This is a genomic window from Lentzea sp. NBC_00516 (assembly GCF_036346835.1).
Taxonomy (GTDB): Bacteria; Actinomycetota; Actinomycetes; order Mycobacteriales; family Pseudonocardiaceae; genus Lentzea; species Lentzea sokolovensis.
Genome location: NZ_CP107840.1, coordinates 6,519,140 through 6,539,262, shown reverse-complemented (window position 1 = coordinate 6,539,262; position 20,123 = coordinate 6,519,140). Strand labels below are relative to the sequence as shown.

At 68.8% G+C, this 20,123-nt stretch carries 25 protein-coding genes; 9 read left to right on the top strand and 16 right to left on the bottom strand.

The genetic code is table 11. From position 1 onward, the window contains the following. The first annotated feature begins 10 nt into the window (after positions 1-10). Positions 11-274, top strand: coding sequence for a DUF2530 domain-containing protein (locus OG205_RS29575; protein WP_330271276.1), 264 nt, complete (start codon positions 11-13; stop codon positions 272-274). On the opposite strand, the gene OG205_RS29570 is transcribed toward OG205_RS29575, so the two are convergent. The 3 genes from OG205_RS29570 to OG205_RS29560 all read right to left on the bottom strand — a co-directional run bounded on the left by OG205_RS29570 (position 271) and on the right by OG205_RS29560 (position 1,952). Further along, positions 271-573: a hypothetical protein gene (locus OG205_RS29570; protein WP_330271275.1), complete on the bottom strand. Its 303-nt coding sequence runs from the start codon at positions 571-573 to the stop codon at positions 271-273. The genes OG205_RS29575 and OG205_RS29570 overlap by 4 nt on opposite strands. Positions 574-631: 58 nt before the next feature. Continuing rightward, the gene (locus tag OG205_RS29565; protein WP_330271274.1) at positions 632-1,099 is read right to left on the bottom strand and encodes a hypothetical protein; all 468 of its coding nucleotides are present in this window, start codon (positions 1,097-1,099) and stop codon (positions 632-634) included. Positions 1,100-1,328: 229 nt separating this feature from the next. Beyond that, the gene (locus OG205_RS29560; RefSeq protein ID WP_330271273.1) at positions 1,329-1,952 is read right to left on the bottom strand and encodes a superoxide dismutase; all 624 of its coding nucleotides are present in this window, start codon (positions 1,950-1,952) and stop codon (positions 1,329-1,331) included. 85 nt (positions 1,953-2,037) lie between these two features. Here OG205_RS29560 and OG205_RS29555 point away from each other — a divergent pair, with 85 nt between their 5' ends. From OG205_RS29555 to OG205_RS29545, 3 genes are all read left to right on the top strand, one after another. Further along, the gene (locus OG205_RS29555; RefSeq protein ID WP_330271272.1) at positions 2,038-3,681 is read left to right on the top strand and encodes an ABC-F family ATP-binding cassette domain-containing protein; all 1,644 of its coding nucleotides are present in this window, start codon (positions 2,038-2,040) and stop codon (positions 3,679-3,681) included. A 5-nt stretch (positions 3,682-3,686) separates the two neighbouring features. Beyond that, complete coding sequence (locus tag OG205_RS29550; protein ID WP_330271271.1) at positions 3,687-4,097, top strand: hypothetical protein; 411 nt, start codon at positions 3,687-3,689, stop codon at positions 4,095-4,097. Positions 4,098-4,162: 65 nt separating this feature from the next. After that, complete coding sequence (locus tag OG205_RS29545) at positions 4,163-5,137, top strand: hypothetical protein (RefSeq protein WP_330271270.1); 975 nt, start codon at positions 4,163-4,165, stop codon at positions 5,135-5,137. Here OG205_RS29545 and OG205_RS29540 read toward each other — a convergent pair. Next, the gene (locus OG205_RS29540) at positions 5,134-6,630 is read right to left on the bottom strand and encodes a glutamate--cysteine ligase (protein WP_330271269.1); all 1,497 of its coding nucleotides are present in this window, start codon (positions 6,628-6,630) and stop codon (positions 5,134-5,136) included. The two genes, OG205_RS29545 and OG205_RS29540, sit on opposite strands and share 4 nt — an antisense overlap. Before the next feature lie 209 nt (positions 6,631-6,839). On the opposite strand from OG205_RS29540, the gene OG205_RS29535 reads away from it, so the two are divergent. Further along, complete coding sequence (locus OG205_RS29535; protein ID WP_319975785.1) at positions 6,840-7,631, top strand: TrmH family RNA methyltransferase; 792 nt, start codon at positions 6,840-6,842, stop codon at positions 7,629-7,631. On the opposite strand, the gene OG205_RS29530 is transcribed toward OG205_RS29535, so the two are convergent. The 3 genes from OG205_RS29530 to OG205_RS29520 all read right to left on the bottom strand — a co-directional run bounded on the left by OG205_RS29530 (position 7,628) and on the right by OG205_RS29520 (position 12,103). Then, positions 7,628-8,230: a DUF2537 domain-containing protein gene (locus OG205_RS29530; protein WP_330271268.1), complete on the bottom strand. Its 603-nt coding sequence runs from the start codon at positions 8,228-8,230 to the stop codon at positions 7,628-7,630. The genes OG205_RS29535 and OG205_RS29530 overlap by 4 nt on opposite strands. A 292-nt stretch (positions 8,231-8,522) precedes the next feature. Beyond that, positions 8,523-10,367: an ABC transporter ATP-binding protein gene (locus OG205_RS29525; protein WP_330271267.1), complete on the bottom strand. Its 1,845-nt coding sequence runs from the start codon at positions 10,365-10,367 to the stop codon at positions 8,523-8,525. Continuing rightward, positions 10,364-12,103 (bottom strand): ABC transporter ATP-binding protein, encoded by a 1,740-nt coding sequence (locus OG205_RS29520; RefSeq protein WP_330271266.1) that lies wholly within the window; start codon positions 12,101-12,103, stop codon positions 10,364-10,366. The genes OG205_RS29525 and OG205_RS29520 overlap by 4 nt, the downstream gene beginning before the upstream one ends. 157 nt (positions 12,104-12,260) lie before the next feature. Here OG205_RS29520 and OG205_RS29515 point away from each other — a divergent pair, with 157 nt between their 5' ends. Continuing rightward, positions 12,261-12,485: a hypothetical protein gene (locus OG205_RS29515; RefSeq protein ID WP_330271265.1), complete on the top strand. Its 225-nt coding sequence runs from the start codon at positions 12,261-12,263 to the stop codon at positions 12,483-12,485. Here OG205_RS29515 and OG205_RS29510 read toward each other — a convergent pair. The 9 genes from OG205_RS29510 to OG205_RS29470 all read right to left on the bottom strand — a co-directional run bounded on the left by OG205_RS29510 (position 12,475) and on the right by OG205_RS29470 (position 17,841). Next, positions 12,475-12,894, bottom strand: coding sequence for a hypothetical protein (locus tag OG205_RS29510; RefSeq protein ID WP_330271264.1), 420 nt, complete (start codon positions 12,892-12,894; stop codon positions 12,475-12,477). The genes OG205_RS29515 and OG205_RS29510 overlap by 11 nt on opposite strands. Next, positions 12,860-13,285, bottom strand: coding sequence for a hypothetical protein (locus OG205_RS29505; RefSeq protein ID WP_330271263.1), 426 nt, complete (start codon positions 13,283-13,285; stop codon positions 12,860-12,862). The genes OG205_RS29510 and OG205_RS29505 overlap by 35 nt, the downstream gene beginning before the upstream one ends. Before the next feature lie 44 nt (positions 13,286-13,329). Further along, entirely contained in the window at positions 13,330-13,746 is a 417-nt protein-coding gene (locus tag OG205_RS29500) for a hypothetical protein (RefSeq protein WP_330271262.1), read from the bottom strand. Positions 13,747-13,754: 8 nt separating this feature from the next. Next, positions 13,755-14,171, bottom strand: a complete 417-nt coding sequence (locus OG205_RS29495; RefSeq protein WP_330271261.1) for a hypothetical protein — start codon at positions 14,169-14,171, stop codon at positions 13,755-13,757. Beyond that, positions 14,165-14,575 (bottom strand): hypothetical protein, encoded by a 411-nt coding sequence (locus tag OG205_RS29490; RefSeq protein ID WP_330271260.1) that lies wholly within the window; start codon positions 14,573-14,575, stop codon positions 14,165-14,167. The genes OG205_RS29495 and OG205_RS29490 overlap by 7 nt, the downstream gene beginning before the upstream one ends. Before the next feature lie 42 nt (positions 14,576-14,617). Further along, positions 14,618-14,983, bottom strand: coding sequence for a hypothetical protein (locus tag OG205_RS29485; RefSeq protein WP_330271259.1), 366 nt, complete (start codon positions 14,981-14,983; stop codon positions 14,618-14,620). 16 nt (positions 14,984-14,999) lie between these two features. Further along, the gene (gene sepH, locus OG205_RS29480; protein ID WP_330271258.1) at positions 15,000-15,941 is read right to left on the bottom strand and encodes a septation protein SepH; all 942 of its coding nucleotides are present in this window, start codon (positions 15,939-15,941) and stop codon (positions 15,000-15,002) included. A 101-nt stretch (positions 15,942-16,042) separates the two neighbouring features. Then, on the bottom strand, positions 16,043-17,185 hold the full coding sequence (locus OG205_RS29475; protein WP_330271257.1) for a sensor histidine kinase: 1,143 nt from the start codon (positions 17,183-17,185) through the stop codon (positions 16,043-16,045). After that, the gene (locus OG205_RS29470) at positions 17,182-17,841 is read right to left on the bottom strand and encodes a response regulator transcription factor (protein ID WP_330271256.1); all 660 of its coding nucleotides are present in this window, start codon (positions 17,839-17,841) and stop codon (positions 17,182-17,184) included. The genes OG205_RS29475 and OG205_RS29470 overlap by 4 nt, the downstream gene beginning before the upstream one ends. Before the next feature lie 89 nt (positions 17,842-17,930). Between OG205_RS29470 and OG205_RS29465 the strand changes: the two genes are divergently transcribed. From OG205_RS29465 to OG205_RS29455, 3 genes are read left to right on the top strand one after another with little or no spacing between them, the layout of a single operon-like run. Beyond that, a complete protein-coding gene (locus tag OG205_RS29465) occupies positions 17,931-18,422 on the top strand; it encodes a hypothetical protein (RefSeq protein WP_330271255.1) in 492 nt (163 codons plus the stop codon). An 8-nt stretch (positions 18,423-18,430) separates the two neighbouring features. Next, entirely contained in the window at positions 18,431-19,471 is a 1,041-nt protein-coding gene (locus OG205_RS29460; protein WP_330271254.1) for a peptidoglycan-binding protein, read from the top strand. Next, positions 19,468-20,118: an ABC transporter ATP-binding protein gene (locus tag OG205_RS29455; protein WP_330271253.1), complete on the top strand. Its 651-nt coding sequence runs from the start codon at positions 19,468-19,470 to the stop codon at positions 20,116-20,118. Before OG205_RS29460 ends, OG205_RS29455 begins: the two co-directional genes overlap by 4 nt. The last annotated feature ends 5 nt before the right edge of the window (positions 20,119-20,123 follow it).

Below are 20,123 nucleotides of genomic sequence, written 5' to 3'. Positions count from 1 at the left end.
CCTTACCGATGTGTCCGAACGCGACCCCGCCCCACACCCGCCCGCGCTGCCTCATCGACTGGCCGACCCGGTGCCGGTGGTGCTCGGCGGTACCGCGCTGTGGTTCCTCGGATTCCTGGTCGTGCTGCTCGTCGACCGCTCGAACAGCACCCTGATCTGGACGACGTTGTCCGGCGGTCTGCTCGGGATCATCGGGTACGGAGTCTTCTACTGGCAACGCCGGGCGGCGAGGCGCGGGTCACGCGGCGCGCAGCAGGGCCTCGACGACGCCTAGTCAGTCAGTTTCGGGTGACCTGTACCTGCCCAGGTGGTCCAGACGGTCTTGCGCTCCTCGTTGATGAAGTACCAGATGCGTCCGCCGGACGTGACCTCGTACTGCCACTGGTCGAACACGACGCCGTCGACGGTCAGGTGCGCCAGGTGCCCTTTGAGCCGATGGTGCCGACTGGTGTTGTCCTGGGTGTCGGTGGGGCGTTCGGTCATGACGACCCACGCATTCCATGTGTTCGGCTCAGCGTTGCGGCAGAGCTCTTCCCAGCCTTTGGCTGCTGCGGTCGTGGCGAACCGGACCACGTAGCCACCTGGACGGCGCGGTGGAGCGGCACGATCGCCGCGTTTCGCTGGCAAGTCTTCACTCGTTCTCTTCGGGATGGCCAGGATCGAGGTCTTTCACGGAGATCGGTGTGCTGAGCGTCTGATAGATCTCGGGATTGGCGTGGACGATCGCGGTGTTCGCCCACTCGTGCGCCATCGTCCCGAGCAGGGACCACTGACCAAGCTCGGCGGACGAGTTGATGGCTTGGATGAACTCCTGGACGAACTCCGCGCGGTCGGACTCGGGCAGCACCGAGATCCACGGGAACTCGTCTTTCAGCGCGTCGGCCACGACATCAGGCCCGACGTGCCGGAACACCGAACGGATCGCGCGGGCCGCGGTTGCCGCTCCGTTGTGGCGATCCTGGTGCTGGTCGGCCCGCACCAGGAGCAGATCCGCTCCGTCGCGGCGCTTGACTCGAACTTCGTGCTGCTCGGCGATGGCGGCGACGCTCTTCGGATCGCGTTGCAGCTCGCTCCACTGCACTTCACTTGTAGTACTCACCCAGCAAGTGTGAACTTATTCAGAAGTTGCGGCTAGTCGCTCGTTCAGGTGAGATCGCGCCGGGACTTCCCAACCAAGCGAAGTTAGGCTAACCTAAGTCTCGTCGCTTCGTGGTGGGAGCGTCAGTCAGTTCGGGAACGGACGAGGCCCCTCTCTGGGCAGAGAGGGGCCTCGTCGTATTCAGCAGCGGGGAGCTTGTCGGAGCACCCACCGCCGAAGCATCACCACATCAGGGCAGCTGCAGGCCGTTCTGACCGGCGCGCGCCGCCTCGAAGCGGGCGGACACGTCCTCCCAGTTGACGACGTTCCACAGCGCCGAGATGTAGTCGGCCTTCAGGTTGCGGTACTGCAGGTAGTACGCGTGCTCCCAGATGTCGAACGCGAGTAGCGGCGTGGTCGCGATCGACAGGTTCGAGTGGTGGTCCTTGAGCTGGAGCGTGACCAGCTTCTGGCCGATCGGCTCCCACGCGAGGATGCCCCAGCCGGAGCCCTGGATCGAGGACGCGGCGGCGTTGAGCTGGCCGCGGAACTTGTCGAACGAGCCGAAGTGCTCGTCGATCGCGGCCGCGAGTTCGCCGACGGGCTTGTCGCCGCCGTTGGGCGAGAGGTTCTTCCACCACACCTGGTGCAGCGCGTGGCCCGCGAGGTGGAACGCCAGCGTGGTCTCCAGGCCGACGATGCCCCCGAAAGCTTCCTTGTCGCGGGCCTCCTCGATCTGCTCCAGCGTGTCGTTCGCGCCCTTCACGTAGGCGGCGTGGTGCTTGCCGTGGTGCAGCTCGTTGATCTCGCCGATGATCGCCGGCTCGAGGTCGCCGTAGTCGTAGTCGAGATCCGGCAGCACGTACTGGGCCATGACATCTCCTGCAATCTCTTGGTACTTGCAAGTTACTAGCAATAAGGAGAGTTAACCAGTTGCGGATGGCCGTACCGTCGTAAGCGTGTCCGTGCTGACAGCCAGGAATATTTCGCTGTCGTTCGGTCCGAGGACCGTGATCTCGGAGGTTGATTTCGATGTTTCGCCTGGTGACCGCGTCGGCCTGATCGCGCCCAACGGTGTCGGCAAGTCCACGTTGCTCCGCCTGCTCGCCGGTGAGTTGCTGCCGGAATCCGGATCTGTCTCCAGCACCGGGACCGTCGCGCACCTGACGCAGGAGACCCTCCACGTAACTGGAGAGTCGCTCCGGGACCACCTCGCCCGCCGCACCGGCGTCGCGCAGGCCGAGCAGTGGCTGCAACGGGAGGCCGAAGCCCTCGCGGACGGCGGCGGTGAGCGGTACTCCGACGCGTTCGACCACTGGACCGCCATCGGTGCCGGTGACTTCGACGAACGTGCTGACGCCGTCTGCGACCGCCTTGGCCTGCGGGCGAACCTGCTCGACGGCCGGGAACCCGACGAGCTGTCGGGTGGCCAGCAGGCGAGGCTCAGACTCGCGGCGGTCCTGCTCACCCGTGCCGACGTGCTGCTGCTCGACGAGCCCACGAACGACCTCGACGCCGCCGGGCTCGATCTGCTGGAGTCCCACGTCAGGGCGTACCAGGGCGCGATCGTGCTGGTTAGTCACGACCGCGAGTTCCTGGCGCGCACCACGACCGCGATCGCTGAGCTCGACGAGTTCACCCACAAGATCACCGTGTTCGGTGGCGGGTGGGACGCCTACGTCGAGGAGCAGGCGAACGCGGGCCGTCGCGCCCAGGAGGAGTACGAGGCGTACTCGGCCAAGCGCGACTCGCTGGTGCAGCGCGGCAGGCAGGTGAAGGAGTGGTCGCGGCAGGGAGTGCACCGGGCGAACAGCGCCAAGGCGCGCAGGGACGAGCCCGACAAGAACGTGCGCGCCGGCCGCACGCAGTCAGCGGAGAACCTGACCGCCAAAGCGTCCGTTGTGGACCGTCAGCTGGCCAGGCTGGACGAGGTCGAGGAACCGCGCGAAGCCTGGGAACTGCGGCTCACCCTGCCGTCGGCCGGGCGGGGCAGCGCGGTCGCGTTCACCTTGCGCCACGCCGTGGTCAGCCGCGGCGACGTGACGCTCGGGCCGATCGACCTCACGATCGGCGCGGGTGAGCGGTGGCGCATCACCGGTCCGAACGGCTCCGGTAAATCGACGTTGCTCGGCGCGTTGCTCGGCCGCATTCCGTTGTCCGAAGGCGACCGCTCGATCGGGCCCGGTGTCGTCGTGGGCGAGGTCGACCAGCTCCGGGCGGAGTTCGCGAGCGACGAGAGCGCGTTGCGGATCGTGGCCGGGGCGACGGGGCTGCAGGACGTCGAGGTGCGCACGTTGCTGGCGAAGTTCCGGCTCGGCGCGGACGCCGTGCTGCGGCCGGCGCGGGACCTCTCGCCGGGGGAACGCACCCGAGCGGGATTGGCCTTGTTGCAAGCTCGTGGCACCACATGTTTGGTGCTCGACGAACCGACGAACCACCTCGACCTGCCGGCCATCGAACAGCTGGAACAGGCACTCGAAAACTACGAAGGCACGTTGTTGCTGGTCACGCACGATCGGCGGCTCGCATCGGCCGTGCGGGTGGATCACGAGATCAACGTCCGCGACCTTCTCACGTTTCCTCGTGTGAAGGGTGGAAGATAGGAGGCATGACCACCGAGGAGGACTGGCCGGTCGAACAGACCTGGTCGATGCGCAACACCCACTGGCACGCCTATGTGGAGCACACTTCTCTCGATCACGCCTCTCCTCGGCAGGTTCGGCTGGAACGCACCCCTGAGGAAGTGCTGACGTCGCCGGCGGAGGTGGCCGCGTGGCTGGAGGTCAACCTCCGCAGCGCCACCAGGCCCGAGGAAGCCGGCAAGAAGCGGGTGAAGGACGAGCGCGACTTCACCGACTCCAACCGCGTGCACGCCTCGCTGGCGTCGCGCGGCGAGTCGATCTACACGGGCGTGAAGGGCGAGCTGACGCTGGCGGTCGAGGCCGTGACGCCGGACGAGTGCCGGATCTCCCACGACGGCGCGGACGTCGCGCCGCTGAAGTCGGGGCGCCGCCGCTGACGCTTTGAGGCTGGACGCCGCCGCTAGATTCGGTTCCCTGGGGGAGTTTCACGCTGGGGGATGCGATGAGGCGAGTTCTGGCTGTGCTGGGGGCGCTGGTCCTGGTGACCATCGGCGTCGTGGTGTGGCAGCGGTCCGACGAGCCACCGTCCAGGTACGTGGTGCTGCAGTACGCGGACGCGTCGGAGCTCTGGCGCTCAGGCGACCCCGAGACACCGCTGGTCAGGCAGGTCGCCAGGGAACTCGCCACGCGCGGGTCGCTGTCCCTGGACAAGCTCCGCCGGGACGGCGCCGTCGTGGTGACGACGATCGACGCGAAGGCGCAGTCCGGTGCCGCGGCCGCGATCCGGGAGAAGGCGTCCGGCCGTTCGGGACTGGTGGCCGTCGACCCCGCCAGAGGAGCCGTGCGGGCCTACGCGCCGGGGGAGGACCCTGCCGTCGACCGCGCGGGCGGTGTGGTGAAGCAGCCCGGTCCGGTGTTCTTCCCGTTCAGCGCCGCCGCGGCGGTGCAGGAGGGCAGGGCACTGGACCAGGGCGACGCGGAACGGGCGGTCAGGGTCGCGCAACGGGCCGGTGTGCCGGAGTTCGCCGACATCGAGGGCACGCGGACGAAGCTGCTCGACGGACCGGACGGCGGACTGCGGCCGCTCGACCTCGCGTCCGGGTACGCGACGTTCGCCGCGGAAGGTGTGCACCGCGACGCCCACTTCGTCACGCACGTGACCGACGTGCACGGCGCGACGCTGTACCAGGCGCTGGACACGCCGCAGCCCGCGTTCGACCGGGATCCGGTGCGCAGCAAGGCGATCGCGAACCAGGTCAACGAAGTGCTGAGGAACGACCCTGCCTGCGGCAACGACCTCTGGATGGCCTGCCGTGAAGGAGTGTGGCCGACCGGGACGCGGCACGCGTGGTTCGCCGGAGCCACCCCGGAGCTGTCGGTGGCGGTGTTGGTCGGCGAGGACGAGGCCGGCGGCGCCGTTGACGCCGGCCTGCCCAAGGCCGTGTGGGAGACGTTCCTCGAGAAACTGCGGCCCTAACCCACGTGCCACGTGTGCACGGGCTCGCCCGCGTGCATCAGCTCCATGTACCGCTTGAGCATGCCGGACAGCGCCGCATCCCTGGAGAGGCCACGTTCTTCCAGCAGCGCAACGGTTTCCCGCTGCCACGACGATCCTGTGCGGCGCGCGAGGCAGCGTTGCTCGATCACGCCGAGGTAGCGCTCGCGGGCCTCGTCGGAGACGCCGCAGTCGCGCAGGCCGTCGTGCGCCATCGGCAGGAGCCTGCGCAGCACCAGCTCGTCCGGCGGGATCCAGCCGATGCCCGGCCAGTACAGCTGGGCGTTCATGCCGTGCCGGGCACCGGTGTAGAGGTTCTCCTCGGCCGCCTGGAACGACATCTGCGTCCAGAGTGGACGCTCCTGCGAAGTGAGCGCACGCTGGGCACCGTAGAAGAAGGCGGCGTTGGCCATCGTGTCCAGAACGGTGGGGCCCGCGGGCAGGACCCGGTTCTCGACGCGCAGGTGCGGCACGCCGTCGACGACGTCGTAGACAGGGCGGTTCCAGCGCCAGATCGTGCCGTTGTGCAGGCGCAGCTCGGAAAGACGAGGCGCGCCACCGGCTTCCAGGACCTCCAACGGGTCCTCGTCGTCGGTTTCGGGCAGCAGGCTGGGGAAGTAGCGCACGTTCTCCTCGAACAGGTCGAAGATCGACGTGATCCACCGTTCACCGAACCACACGCGCGGACGGACGCCCTGGTTCTTCAGCTCGTCCGGACGGGTGTCGGTGGCCTGCTCGAACAACGGGATCCGGGTCTCGTGCCAGAGCGCTTTGCCCAGCAGGAAAGCCGAATTCGCGGCGATGGCGACTTGCACGCCGGCCAGGCACTGCGCGGCGTTCCAGTGCGCGGCGAAGTGCATCGGCTCTACCTGCAGGTGCAGCTGCACGGACGTGCACGCGGCCTCCGGCAGGATCGACTCCGCGTAGGTGTCCAGCTTCTCCGGGCTCTTGCCCGGCATCGCCGGGCCTTCCATGCGCAGCACCATCTCCTCGCCACGGGCCTTGAAGATCGTGTCGTTGAGGAGCGCGTACCTCGGCGCCTCGGAGAGCCACTTGCGGTCGAAGTGCCTCTCCCGCAACGTGGGCAGCACGCCGATCATGGCGAGGTTGGCGCCCGCGTCGTTGGCCTTCGAGTCCGCGTTGTCGAGCGACGTGCGCAGTTCCTCTTCCAGGCCAAGCATCTCACCCCCGGCCAGCTCGCGCGGGGGCACGTTGATCTCCAGGTTCTGCTGCCCCAGCTCCAGCGTGTACGAGGGATCGTCGATCTTCTCGAGCACCTCCGAGTTCGCCATCGCCGGCCGCATCGCGTCGTCGACGAGGTTCAGCTCGATCTCGAGCCCCATCTGCCGACGGGGAAAGGAGAACGTGTCTTCGGCCAGCATCGTGGCCAATGCGTCGAGACTTCGCTGCATCTTCTCGCGATAGCGCTGGCGATCGTCTCTGGTGAACGTGCGGCTGGACACTTCGCTTCCCATGCCGCTAACCCTTCGCTCGGCGCCGGTGGGCGCGGGCCAGGCGGAACGCCAAAAGTGACACAGCGCAATCCCCCTTTACATCGCCCAAAACGGTGCTCTCTGTCACGTGGAGGTAACAACCAGCGATCATCCCCTGGTTGGACGTGTGCGGTTCCGCCCTCCGGACTACCTCGCCTGTTCCACCTCGCGCCGGATGCGAAACTTCCGGCGTGGCGAAGGTGATCGAGATCAACGACCCGGCGGACCCTCGGCTGGACGACTTCCGGGACCTGTCGACTGCCGACCGCAGGCCGGACCGGCCGGGCGGGCGAGGCCTCGTCATCGCCGAGGGCGTCGTGGTGGTGGAACGTCTGCTGGCGTCGCCGTACCCGGTGCGCGGACTGCTCGGGGTGCGGCGGCGGATCGAGGCGCTGGACCTTTCTGACCTGGACGTTCCCGCCTACGTGACGTCAGCAGAGGTTATGGCGTCGGCCGTTGGTTTCCACTTGAACCGGGGTGTACTGGCGGCGGCGGATCGCGCTCCCGCGGTGTCGTTCGAGGAGCTCGCCGAGACGTCCCAGCGCCTCGCCGTGCTCGAGGGCGTGGGCGATCACGAGAACCTGGGTTCGATCTTCCGCAACGCCGCCGCGCTGGGCGTCGACGGCGTGGTGCTGGGGCCGGGGTGCAGCGATCCGCTGTATCGACGCAGTGTGCGGGTGTCGATGGGTCACGTCCTGCGCGTGCCGTTCGCTACCACAGATGAGTGGCCCGCGGCGCTGAACCTGTTGCGGCAAAAGGGTTATACCGTTGCCGCTCTGACGCCCCGCCCGTCCGCCCTGCATCTTGCGGATGCCGGGTTGCGCGGCCGCCGGGTGGCGGTGCTGCTGGGTTCGGAGGGGCCCGGCCTCACCGACGAGGCGATCGACGCCGCGGATCTGGCGGTGCGCATCCCGATGTCGTCGGGCGTGGACTCGCTGAACGTGGCCACCGCGGGCGCGGTGGCGTTCTACGCCCTGCTTTAGAGCAACGTCAGGATCAGGGCCAGCCAGGCGACGAGCACCCCGGTCACGACGCCGTACGCGACCCAGCGCCACACCGGCACGCTGCGCCCGAGCCAGACCGACGGTGCCAGCCCGCCGACCACCAGCACGTTCGCGACGAGCGCGAGCCACCGGCTGGTCTCGCCCAGCCCCAGCGACAGCGACACGACGGTCACCGTGACGATCGCGGCCGTGATGACGCTGACCGTGAGCCCGGTGCCCCACGGCGTCGGCTCCGGCTCCTGCTCGTCCTCGACCACCGTCTGCACCGCGACCGAGGCCGCCTCAGGAGCGTCGACGCTGACCAGTTCGCCGCTGACCGGGTCGGTGTAGCTGACGGGGGAGTTCATGACCGACGCGATCCTGCCCGCGAGCTGCTTGCCCCTGCGCGCGACCAGCGCGCCGGCCACGCCGTCGGCGGGCGTCTCGGAGCGCACCACCGCGTCGGCGACCTTCGCCCACTCGTGCAGCGCCTCCGCGAGATCGGCGCCGAGGGGCAGGCTGTGCGGGTCGACCTCGCGCTCGCCGGAGTCGTCTTCCCCGGCCAGCACGGCGCGGCCGTCCCGGACTCGCAACTCCACTGCGTCCTCCTCGGTCTGGACCTTCGGCCAGAAACCTATCGGACGCAGGTCACCAGTGGCGTGACTCGGAACGTTGGCGAGGTAATCCACGCTCAGCAGGGCACCTCGCGGCACCGCCCCCACGCCCCCGTACATCCAGTACGAGGACGTGGGGGCGGCGCCGCGATGCACCCGTCTGACCGCGAATTCCCCGGCAACGTTCCGAGCCACACCACTGGCGAGAACGACCGAGCTGGAGTCGTGAGGTCGCGTTCGCGCCAGATCCCCATTGGCGCGAACGCGACCTGCAGGCCTACGCGAGCGAGTCGCGCCAGGCCGTGTGCAGGGCCGCGAACCGGCCCCGCTCACCGATCAGCTCCGCGGGGGAGCCGTCTTCCACCACAATGCCACCATCCAGCACCAGAACGCGGTCCGCGATCAGGACCGTCGACAGGCGATGGGCGATGATGAACGCCGTCCGGTCGGCCAGCACTGTCTCCAGCGCGGCCTGCACGGCGCGTTCGGTGGGCACGTCCAGGGATGATGTTGCCTCATCCAGGACCAGCACCGCCGGGTCGGCCAGGAAAGCACGCGCGAAAGCGACCATTTGGCGCTGTCCCGCGGACAGCCGGCCGCCCCGTTTGCGGACGTCCGTGTCGTAGCCGTCCGGCAGAGCCGCGATGAACTCGTGCGCTCCCAGCTCGGCCGCGGCGGCCTCGATCTCCGCCCGCGACGCCGACGGACGGCCCAGCGCGATGTTGTCCGCGACCGAGCCGGAGAACAGGAAGTTCTCCTGCGTCACCATCACCACGGCCTTGCGCAGATCCGTGTCCGCGATCGACCGCAGGTCGGTGCCGTCGAGCCGCACCGAGCCCGACGACGGGTCGTAGAAGCGGCCCACGAGCTTCGCCACCGTCGTCTTGCCGGCGCCGGTAGCACCCACCAGGGCCACGGTCTGGCCGGCCGGCACGTCCAGCGTGAAGCGCGGCAGCACCAGCCGGGACGTGCCGGGGTACTGGAACTCCACGTCGGCGAACCGGACGGCGCCCCGTGCGTGCTGAACGGCCACCGGTGACGAAGGCTCCGGCACCGACGGCTGCTCCTCCAGGACGCCGGAGATCTTCTCCAGCGCGGCGGTGGCGGAGGAGTACGAGTTCGCGAACATCGCCAGCTCGTCGAACGGGTCGTAGAAGCGGCGCAGGTACAGCATGAACGCCGCCAGCACGCCCAGCTCGACGGCGCCGTCCGCCACCCGGTAGGCACCCCAGGCGAGGACCACGGCCAGCGACACGTTGCCGATAGCGCGGATCGTCGAGACGAACGTGGCCATGACGCCCAGCGCGTCGGTGTTCGCGTCGCGGAACTGGCCGTTGAAGCCGGCCATGATCTGCTCGTTGCGGGGCTGGCGGCGGAACGCCTGCACCGCGCGGATGCCGTTCATGGACTCCACGAACTGCACGATGATCTTGGCGATCGAGCCGCGCGTGCCCCGATACGCGTCCATCGAACGGCGGCGGAACCAGCGCCACAGGAAGAACAGCGGCACGAAGCCCGCAATCACGACCGACGCCAGCGGGGCGTCGAGCCAGATCAGGATCACCGCGATGCCCACCACCGACAGCGCGGCGTTGAACAGGCTGTCCAGGCCCTCCTCCAGCAGGTCCTGCAACGCGTCGACGTCGCTGGTCAGCCGTGAGATGACCTTGCCGGACGTGTACGACTCGTGGAAGCCGACCGACAGGCCCTGCGAGTGCCGGAAGATCCGGCCGCGCAGGTCGAGCAGCAGGTCCTGGCCGACGCGGCCGGAGATCCGCAGGAACGCCCAGCGCAGGAACGTCATCAGCAGCGCGCAGACCGCGTAGCCGGCGACGCACGAGATCAGGATCACCGGGCTGCCGCCGACCGCGTCCGGGATGCCCTTGTCGATCGCGGCGGCGATCAGCAGCGGGCCCGCGAGCGCCGCCAGGTTGCCGGTGACCACCGCGGCGATCGCCAGCGACGTGCGGGCGATGTGCGGGCGCAGCAACGAACCCAGCAGCCTGCGGGACCGGGCCTGCAGGCGCAGACCGGTCGAGTGCGAGAGCTCCTCGATCTCCTCGGAGGCGACACCGCGCCACTCTTCTTCTTCAGCCGCAACGGGTGCGACAACTTCACTCACGACGCCACCTCCTCTTCGACCAGGTCCTCGTCCATGCTGGACAGAAGCCGGCGGTATTCCTCGTTGGTGTCCAGCAGTTCCCGGTGCGAGCCGATCGCGGCGATCTTGCCGTCGACCAGCAACGCCACGCGGTCGGCGAGCTGCACGGTCGACGACCGGTGCGCCACGACCAGCGCGGTGGTGTCGCGCAACACCCTGCGCAGCGCACCCTCCACCTCGGCCTCGGTGTGGACGTCCAAGGCCGACAGCGGATCGTCCAGCACCAGCACCGCCGGCCTGCCGACGACCGCGCGCGCCAGCGCCAGCCGTTGCCGCTGACCACCGGACAGCGACAGGCCCTGCTCGCCGATCCGGGTCGCGAGACCCCACGGCAGCGCGTCCACGAACTCCTCCGCCTTGGCCACCCGCAACGCCTCGCGCACCTGGGTCTCGGTGACGTTCGGCAGGCCCAGCCCCACGTTCTCGGTGACCGACGCGGAGAACAGCACCGGTTCCTCGAACGCGGTGCCCACGACGGTCCGCAGGTCCTCCAGCGAGAGGTCCCGCACGTCCGCGCCGTCGATCGTGATCCGGCCACCGGTCACGTCCGCGAGCCGCGGCACCAGCGCGGTCAGCGTCGTCTTGCCCGACCCCGTCGCGCCGACCAGCGCCAGCGTCTCGCCGGGACGCAGATCGAGGTCGATGCCCGACAACACTTCGCGGCCGTCGTCGAACGCGAACCGCACGCCCTCGAAACGAACGTGCCCGCGCAGCGGGGTGGGCAGCGGCGCGGGCGAGGCGGGGCTGGTGATCGTGACGGGGGAGTCGATGACCTCCCAGTAGCGTTCCAGCGCCGAGGCGGCCTGGTTCGTCTCCGCCAGCAGCCAGCCGATGGAGTCGATGGGCCAGCGCAGGTAAGCGCTCACCGCCACCGCCGCGACCAGCGTGCCGACCGTCATCCAGCCGTTCACGATGCCGACCGCGCCGACGCCGAGCATGCCCGCGATCGACAGCTCCGGCAGCACGATCAGCACCGACCACAGCGCGGCCAGGATCGAGATCTTGTTCAGCTCGGTCGTCCGCAGTTCCCGCGCCTGCGCCAGGAACCGCTTCGAGAGCTCCGGCCCGCGCCCGAACGCCTTGAGCACCCGGATGCCGAGCACCGACTCCTCGACGGTCGTGGTCAGGTCGCCCGCCTGGTCCTGCGCCCGCCGCGCGACGACCTTGAACTTCGACTCGAAGAAGTACGAGATGATGATCAACGGCAGCGAGCCGCACAGCGAGACGACCAGCAGCCACGGCGAGAGCGCCGCGATGATGCCCAGCCCGATCAGCACGACCACGCTGTTCACGATCAGGAAGACGATCGCGAACGCGACGAACCGCCGCACGGTCGTGAGGTCGTTCGTCGCGCGCGACAGCAGCTGACCGGACTGCCACCGGTCGTGGAACGCCACAGGCAGCCGCTGAAGGTGCTGGTACAGGTCGAACCGCATGCGCGCCTCGACCTCGGCCGCGGGCCGGGCGACGATCTTGCGCCGGATGTAGAACAGCGCCGCCTCGCCGAGCCCGAGCACCAGCACGCCCAGGATCAGCCACGGCAGCGGACCGGTCTGCTTGTTCTGAATCGGACCATCGACGATGCGCTGCGTCAGCAGCGGGATGCCAAGACCACACAGCATCGCGAGCATCGTCGCCGACAGCACGACAGTCATCCGTGCGCGGTGCGGCCGCACGTACGGCCACAACCTCCGCAAGGTCCTGATTGTCGAGTTTCGTTGATCGCTCACGCGATGAGCCCCCTCCAGGTCGTCTCCAAAGTACGAAGTGAGACCCGTCTTCAGCATCCGGTTTTTCGCCCCACCGGAGGGTGCAGGCTCGACTTAGGTCGAGGTCAAGGGCACGATGAACACCATGACGCGGTTTCTGCGAACCGAGCAGACGATGGCGTTTCCACACGGACGGCTCATCGCCTCACGCGACGGAGTGAACTACGTCCTGGCTCCGGACGGCTGGGACCACCTGGCCGGTCCACGCCCGAGACACGCGATGCTCGTCTCCCGCGAGGACGCCGAGGACTGGTGCGAACGAGAGGGCTGGGACCTGAACCTGCTCGACGAGGTGCCGGTCACTTCCTGAAGGTGAACAGGCCGACCAGCCCGTAGGCGACGGCCGCGAGCAACGCCTCGGCGTGGTGCCGGTTGGCGAACCACCCGATGACGGGTTCGTGCACCTTGAAGTAGAGCCCGACGCCCAGCACGATCGGCCCGAGCAGGATGATCGGCCACACCGGCCGCACCCCGAAGACCCGCAGGATCGGCCCGGCCAGCACCAGCGACGACACGAGCGCGAGCGGCAACCCGATCAGCACGAGCAGCAGGAACGCCGACATCGACGTGTTGTCGAGCCACGTCTTCAGGAAGCCCGACTCGTACGCCCACGTCCACCCGAGCACCAGCCCGGCGCCGACGGCCATCGACAGGACGACCCGGAACAACAGCCGGCGTCCTGTCCTACCCGTCTTGCCCGCGGTGCTCTGCTCCGTCACGCCAACCACCGTAACCACCGTTCACCGCAGCAGCCAAGGCGTAGCCGACTCCGGCCGAGATCGTGACCACCAGGACACCGACGATCTCCGGCGGCCGGGCGCGCATCCCCACGATGGTCAGCCCGCCCGCCAGCGCCAGCACGAACGAGCCGACCGGTCCCAGGACGGCGGTCGGCCAGACGGGCCTGGGCCGGGCGAGCCTCAGAAGTGCCCACGCCACGACCGCCCACACGACCGCCGATATCGGTGCCACCCAGAGGTGGACAAGACCTGCGCACCCCATCGCGTTAGCACTGAGAGCGTCGCACAGCGCGCGACCGATCGGCACGAACGACATCCACCACGCCGCCGCGCACGCCGCCCCCGCCACCGCTGCTGTGACCACCCTCATGGCTGGATGATGGCGACTCCTGCGGTGCGCTTCCATGCGCAGAACTACGCAGACGGCGTCCCGTCCTGCTCGCGGTGCTCTGCCCGGACACGCCCGCGGTAGCTCGCGGTCGCCCTGGCCGCCAGCGCGTACCCGGCCGCTCCCGAGAACGGGACGAGGACGTGCACGGTCCACGGCGGGAGCAGGTACACCATCACCAGGCCGAGCACGAAGGCCAGGGCGATCGCGATCGACGTCCCCGCGAGCACCGTCGGCCAGGCGGGCGAGTACCGCGCGAGCCGCAGCAGCCCCCACGCCACGGCTCCCCAGAGCGCCACCAGCGCCGGGGTCCAGTAGACGTACACGGTGAAGCCGCACACGAGCGGAGCGCTGTCACACGGGAGCTTCGAGACCGCGATGATCGAGTAGAGCCACCCAGCCCCGCAGAGCGCTCCCACCGCCGCCGCCGTGATCACCTTCATGCCGCCGATCATGGCGACGCGCGACGGACCCCACCAGGGGCTGAATGGCTGGTGACCGCGCCGGCCAGCGCGAACGCGACGGCGGGGACCGGCACCAGCCCCACCACGCCCGCCACCCAGCCGAACAGCAGGAGCACGAAGAACAGCCCGATCCCGGGCACGACCACCGAGAAGGGCTTCGGCTGGCGGCACACCTTCAGCAGCTGGCCGTGCAGCAGTGCGGACCCGGCCAGCCCGCCCAGCAACACCACCGGCACCAGCCACAGCCCGAGCTCGGCGTAGTCGCCCATCAGGCATCGCTCACCGGACCAGGGCGCCGGTTTCGAGAACCCGCAGAAGCCTGCGTACAGCCCCACGCACGCCAGCCCGGTGCCGAGGACGGCCACCACTCCGGCGACCAGGCCCATGACCACCCGCGTCAGCACCGCCGCGCCCGCCCCGCCGCCAGTGCGGCGACCGCATAGGCCACGCACGGCACGACGACCGCCGCGGCCATCAGGAACTGGACCCCTTCCGCCTGGTACAGGTCCAGGTAGGTGGACTCGAGCCACACGACGGCCACGATCGACACGGCCCACAGCACGCTGCCGACGCTGGTCGCGAGCCACCCGCGTTCCTGCCGGGCTACCCGGAACCCCACCCGGATCAGGACACCCGCGACGACCATCCACAGCGCGAAGACGGGTGGGTAGAACACCGGGAGTCCGACGCCGCAGCCGGCGCGGCCGGGCCGGAGGTAGCAGTACTGGCTGAATCCTTCGAGCGTGAGCGCGAACCCGGCCCCGGCCAGAACGCCGGCGACCGCCCCCACCACAGTGCGCAGCAACATGCGCCCAGAACTATCCGATCAAGGCCCGCTGAAGGCCGATCTTCACGAACCCTCTACAGCACCTTCACCACGCGGAGCCGTGAGCACGGCGATCAACGCGTACAGCGCGGCGAACACCGCGAAGGCCAGAAAGGTCATCCCCAGCAACAGGATCATCGCGACCACCGCCATGAGGGTCGCGGGCACGGCCACCAGCCATGCCCGCGACACGCTCAACGAACGCAGTGCGATCCCACCCACGACCGCCCCGGCCACCGCGAACACCGGAGTGGCGATCACGAAGGCGCCGAGACAGCCCCAGTCGTCCTTCGAGCAGACCGCGCCCGAAGCGAGGAGCTCGAACATTCCCCACCAGGCCAGCCCGAGGAGTGCACCCACTCCGGCAGCCAGCGCGACACGACGTCCCACGGTGTCAGCGTCTCACTCAGCGGTTCGACCGCACGCCCAGTAAAACGTCTTCCCACGAAGGGACGATGGGGTGGTTCTTCTTCCCCCTCTTCGGAGGAGGGTCCTTGCGGACCGGCTTCTCCGCCGCGGGCTCCTGCTCCGTCTTCACCGGTGGCGGAGGCGGGGCAGGCGCGGGCTCCGGCTCAGGCAGCTTCTCCTGAGCCGGCTTCTCGGCCACGACAGGTGCCGCCACGGGGGCGGGCGCCTGAGCGGGAACCGGCACGGGTGCCGGCTCCTCGGCAACGGGTGCGGGGGCCGCGGGAAGAGCCGGGGGCGTTTCCAGGGCCTGCCGCGCCAGCTGCGTCACCGGCCGCACCGTGCGCAGCGTGCGGTTCGGGTTCGGGTCCATCAGGTCGACCGCGGCGTCGTCCAGAGCCGTCACCGTGCCGCCCTGCGCACCGGGGTGGAACGCCCAGTGCGCACGGTTCTCCGAGCGGCCGGTCATCCAGTGCAGCTGCACGATCCAGCGGTGGTCGTCGCCACGCCACGCGTCCCACTTGGTGTCGGACAGGTCGTGGCCGCGCAGGCCGAACGAGTGCGCGACGACCTCACCGAGCGTCTGCACGTCCGGGCCGTCCTCACGGACCGGGTGCGCGCGCTGGGCCAGGTCGGCCGTGCGCGAACGCTCCAGCAGAACGGGGTAGGCGAAGCGCTCGATGCGGTGCGTGGGCATGCCGGCGGCGGCCGCGACCTGATCGATCGACTCGCCGGCGCGGATGCGGGCCTGGATCTCGCGAGGCCGCATGAGGGCCTCGCCCGATTCGATCTGCATCTGGCCGAGACGCGCCAGATCACCGCGCAGGGCCGCCCGGAGGCGCTCGTCAGCGGGGAGCGTGAAGCGCTCGCCGCGGTTTTCGGGGTCCTCGAGAATGACGGACTTGCCGTCCTCGTCGAGCCCGATGACTCGCAGCGCTCGCATCGTGGCCTCCCTGAATTCGCACCTCGCCAGCAGACAACGTTAGGACAACGAGCCGTCACTGCGTGGGAGACTCGCCGATATCTCTACGTGATCTTGCCAGTTCACGAGGCCTGTCGCACTCCCGTTTCCGGAAGATTCACCTGGACCACCAGTCCGCCTCCCCCGTTCGGGCGAGCCCTGGCCGAACCCTGATGAGCCTTCGCCACGGACTGCACGATCGACAGGCCGAGGCCGGATCCGGCGGTGCCGGTGCGGTCGCGGAGCCGGCGGAACGGCTCGAACAATCCGGGTACTGCCTGGGCAGGCACGGTGGGGCCGGTGTTGGTGACGATCAGTTCTTGATCAAGCAGCACGGAGACGGCGCCGCCCGGCTTGTTGTAGAGCACCGCGTTGCGCAACAGGTTGCCGACGAGCTGGGCGAGTAGGACCGGATCGCCGTCCACCAGATACCTGCGAGTCCGAACCTCAAACGTGACTTTTTTCTCCGAGGCCAGCGCGGCGCACGACTCCACTTCGTCGTCGATGACCTCGTCCAGCCACACCAGCTCACGCGTGGCGAGCCCGCGGTCACTGCGCGCGAGCAGCAGCAGCCCGTCGATGAGCTTCTCGCTTCGCTCGTTGGTGTCGAGCAGATGCGCTCCGAGACGGCGGATCTCGTCCGACGCGCCGGGGTCGCCCAACGCCACCTCGATCAACGTCCGCTGCACTGCCAGCGGCGTGCGCAGCTCGTGCGAGGCGTTCGCGACGAACCGCTTCTGGCTGTCGAACGACGACGCGAGCCGGTCGAGCATCCCGTCGAACGTGTCCGCGAGCTCCTTGAGCTCGTCCGGCGGCCCGTCCAGCTCGATGCGCTGGTCCAGCCGCTCCGCCTCCAGCCGGTGCGCGGTCGTGGTGATCGAGTGCAACGGCGCCAGCACCCGTCCGGCCACGACCCAGCCGAGCCAGACCGCGATCACGGCGGCCACCAGCAACGCGATGATCGACTGCCACAGGACCGTGTCCATCGTGTTCGCTTTGACCTGCTCGCTGGTCAGCACCGCGGTATCGGTCGGAAGCTCTCCCGCCATGGTCGTCGCGTAGCCGGCGTACGGCTCGGCCAGCTCCGCCGGCACCGTCCTGGCCATCGCCACGCTGTCGCCCGGAGTCCATTCGGCGAGCAACCAGTAGTTCAGCGCGATCAGCGCGATGCCCGCGATCAGGAACACCCCGGCGTACCAGGCCGTCAGCCTGGTCCGGAGCGTCACGAGCCGAACCTGTACCCGGCGCCGGGCACGGTCTGGATGACCTGCGGCGTGCCCAGCTTGCGGCGCAGCGTCATCACCGCCACCCGCACGGCGTTCGTGAACGGGTCCGCGTGCTCGTCCCAGGCCTTCTCCAGCAGCTCTTCGGGACTCACCACGTTGCCCTCCGCTCGCATCAGCACCTCCAGCACGGCGAACTCCTTGGGAGACAAAGGCAGGAACGTCCCGTCACGGGACGCCTGGTGCCGTGGCAGGTCCAGCGTGACCCCTGCCCGTTCGAGCACCGGCGGCAGGGCGGGACGAGCCCGCCTGCCCAGCGCCTGCACGCGGGCCACGAGCTCGGCGAACGCGAACGGCTTGGTCAGGTAGTCGTCGGCACCGAGCCCGAGCCCGGCCACCCGATCGTCCACTTCGGCCGCCGCCGTCAGCATCAGCACCCGCGCCTCGCCGCCGGTCGCGTGCACCGCCTTGCACACCTCGTCACCGTGCACGAGCGGCAAGTCGCGGTCGAGCACCACGACGTCGTACGCGTGCACCCCTACCCGCTCCAACGCCGCTTCGCCGTCGTAACAGACGTCGACCGCCATCGAGAACCTGCGCAACCCCTCGGCGATCGTGTCCGCGAGCAGTTGTTCGTCCTCGACCACCAGCACACGCATGACACCTATTTTCCGCGCAACGGGCATAAGCGCCGGATAAGGCCTTTCGCTTAACGCCGCCGAATGGCGCTCTCCGTAGACCTGTCCCCATGAAATCCACCATCGCGGTGTTGCTGGGCCTGCTCCTGGCGCTCACGGCCTGCGGGTCGAAAGAGCAGCCGGCCGCCCAGAAGGACGAGAAGGGCGACATGGTCAAGTTCGCCCAGTGCATGCGGGACAACGGTGTCGACATGCCGGACCCGAAGCAGGACGACAACGGCGGCGTGATGATCGAGGCCATGCCCGGCGGCGAGGCCGGTTCTCCCGACATGGAGAAGATGAACTCCGCCCACGAGGCCTGCAAGAAGCACCTGCCCAACGGCGGCGAGTTCAAGCCGCCGTCGCCCGAGGAGCAGGACAAGATGCGCCAGAACGCGAAGTGCATGCGCGACAGGGGTTACAACTGGCCGGACCCGAAGTTCGAGGGCGGCGGCATGGGCGAGACGGTCGAGCTGCCCGACATGGAGGACGACAAGGTCAAGCAGGACATGAAGGACTGCGGCCTGGGTGAGGGCATGGTCATGTCGAGGCCCGCCGGATGAAGCGCCGCGTGAACAGGAAGCTCGTCGTCGCCGCACTCGTCGCCGCCGTGGTGCTCGGCACCGGTGGGGTCGTGGTGCTCACGAGAGTCGCGTCCAACCAGGCCAACGCCGCGCCGCTGCAGAACGACCCGGCGAAGACCGCGCAGGTCAAGAAGGCCAATCTGGCGGACCAGCAGTCGGTCACCGGCCAGCTCGGCTTCGGCGCGGAACGAGCGCTGGCCAGCCGGAAAAGTGGCACCGTCACCGGGTTGCCGAAACAGGGCGATGTCATCGAGCAGGGCAAACCGGTGTTCCACTCGGACGCCAAGCCCGTGCCGCTGTTCTACAGCGCGATGCCGCTCTACCGCGACCTCGAGTCGGGCATGTCGAACGGACCCGACGTCAAGGTGGTGGAGGAGAACCTCGCCGCACTGGGATTCAAGGACTTCGGCACCCCTGACGAGAAGTTCACCTACTACACGGCCACCGCGCTGAAGAAGTGGCAGAAGGCCAACGGCCTTGAACAGACCGGAAAACTCGGCTCGGGTGACGTGATCGTCCAGCCCGGCGCGATCCGGGTGTCCTCGCTGACCGCTCAGCTCGGCGCACCCGCCGGCGGCGACCTGATGAAGGTCACCGGCACCGAACGCGCGGTGACCGTCGAACTGGAGCAGTCCAAGCAGCGCCTCGCCAAGGTGGGCGAGAAGGTCGAGCTGTCGATCACCGGCGGCAAGCCCACCACCGGCACCATCACCGGCGTCACCCGCAATCCCGGCGACCCGAACCAGGGCCAGAAGCCGAAGCTCGTCCTCACGATCTCCGTCGACGACCCCAAGGCCGCCGAGGGCATCGAGACCGGCAGCGTCACCGCGTTGTTCACCGTGTCGAAGAAGCAGAACGTGCTCGCTGTCCCGATCGGTGCGCTCCTCGCGTTGAACGAGGGCGGCTACGGCGTGGTCGGCGAGGACGGCAAGACCATCCCGGTCACCGTCGGGATCTTCGCCAAGGGCCAGGTCGAGGTGCAGGGCGAGGGCCTGCGCGAGGGCATGAAGGTGGTGACCACGGAGTGATCACCGTCGACCACGCGAGCCGGACGTATCCCGGTGGTGTGCAGGCGTTGCGCGACGTCTCCCTGACCGTCGGGGGCGGGGAGATGCTCGCGATCGTGGGACCGTCCGGCTCGGGGAAGTCGACCCTGCTGCACCTCATGGGCACGCTCGACAAGCCGACAGCGGGCAAGGTCGAGATCGACGGCAACGACATATCCACCTTGTCGGACAACGCTTTGTCGGCTCTGCGAGCGCGCACGATCGGGTTCGTGTTCCAGCAGTTCTTCCTCACCGACGGACTGTCCGCCATCGAGAACGTCGCCTCCGGGCTCGTCTACGCCGGTGTACCGCGCTCGAAGAGACGGTCCATGGCGATGTCCGCTTTGGACAGAGTCGGCCTGATCCACCGCGCGCTGCACAAGCCGCACGAACTGTCCGGTGGTGAACGTCAGCGGGTCGCGATCGCGCGGGCCGTGGTGAACACGCCGGGGATCCTGCTGGCCGACGAGCCGACAGGGAACCTGGACACGAAGAACGGCGCGGGAGTGCTGGAGTTGTTGGAAAGCCTCAACTCCGACGGCACGACGATCGTGATGATCACGCACGACCGGGACATCGCGGCGTGGGCGCCGCGCCGCGTCGAGGTGCGGGACGGAGTGATCGTTTGACTTCG

Coding starts and splice junctions, on each gene's coding strand:
- OG205_RS29465 (WP_330271255.1), top strand. CDS start 17,931: ATGAAATCCACCATCGCGGTGTTGCTGGGCCTGCTCCTGGCGCTCACG.
- OG205_RS29470 (WP_330271256.1), bottom strand. CDS start 17,841: ATGCGTGTGCTGGTGGTCGAGGACGAACAACTGCTCGCGGACACGATC.
- OG205_RS29550 (WP_330271271.1), top strand. CDS start 3,687: ATGACCACCGAGGAGGACTGGCCGGTCGAACAGACCTGGTCGATGCGC.
- OG205_RS29515 (WP_330271265.1), top strand. CDS start 12,261: ATGACGCGGTTTCTGCGAACCGAGCAGACGATGGCGTTTCCACACGGA.
- OG205_RS29490 (WP_330271260.1), bottom strand. CDS start 14,575: ATGTTGCTGCGCACTGTGGTGGGGGCGGTCGCCGGCGTTCTGGCCGGG.
- sepH (WP_330271258.1), bottom strand. CDS start 15,941: ATGCGAGCGCTGCGAGTCATCGGGCTCGACGAGGACGGCAAGTCCGTC.
- OG205_RS29505 (WP_330271263.1), bottom strand. CDS start 13,285: ATGAGGGTGGTCACAGCAGCGGTGGCGGGGGCGGCGTGCGCGGCGGCG.
- OG205_RS29540 (WP_330271269.1), bottom strand. CDS start 6,630: ATGGGAAGCGAAGTGTCCAGCCGCACGTTCACCAGAGACGATCGCCAG.
- OG205_RS29500 (WP_330271262.1), bottom strand. CDS start 13,746: ATGAAGGTGATCACGGCGGCGGCGGTGGGAGCGCTCTGCGGGGCTGGG.
- OG205_RS29545 (WP_330271270.1), top strand. CDS start 4,163: ATGAGGCGAGTTCTGGCTGTGCTGGGGGCGCTGGTCCTGGTGACCATC.
- OG205_RS29560 (WP_330271273.1), bottom strand. CDS start 1,952: ATGGCCCAGTACGTGCTGCCGGATCTCGACTACGACTACGGCGACCTC.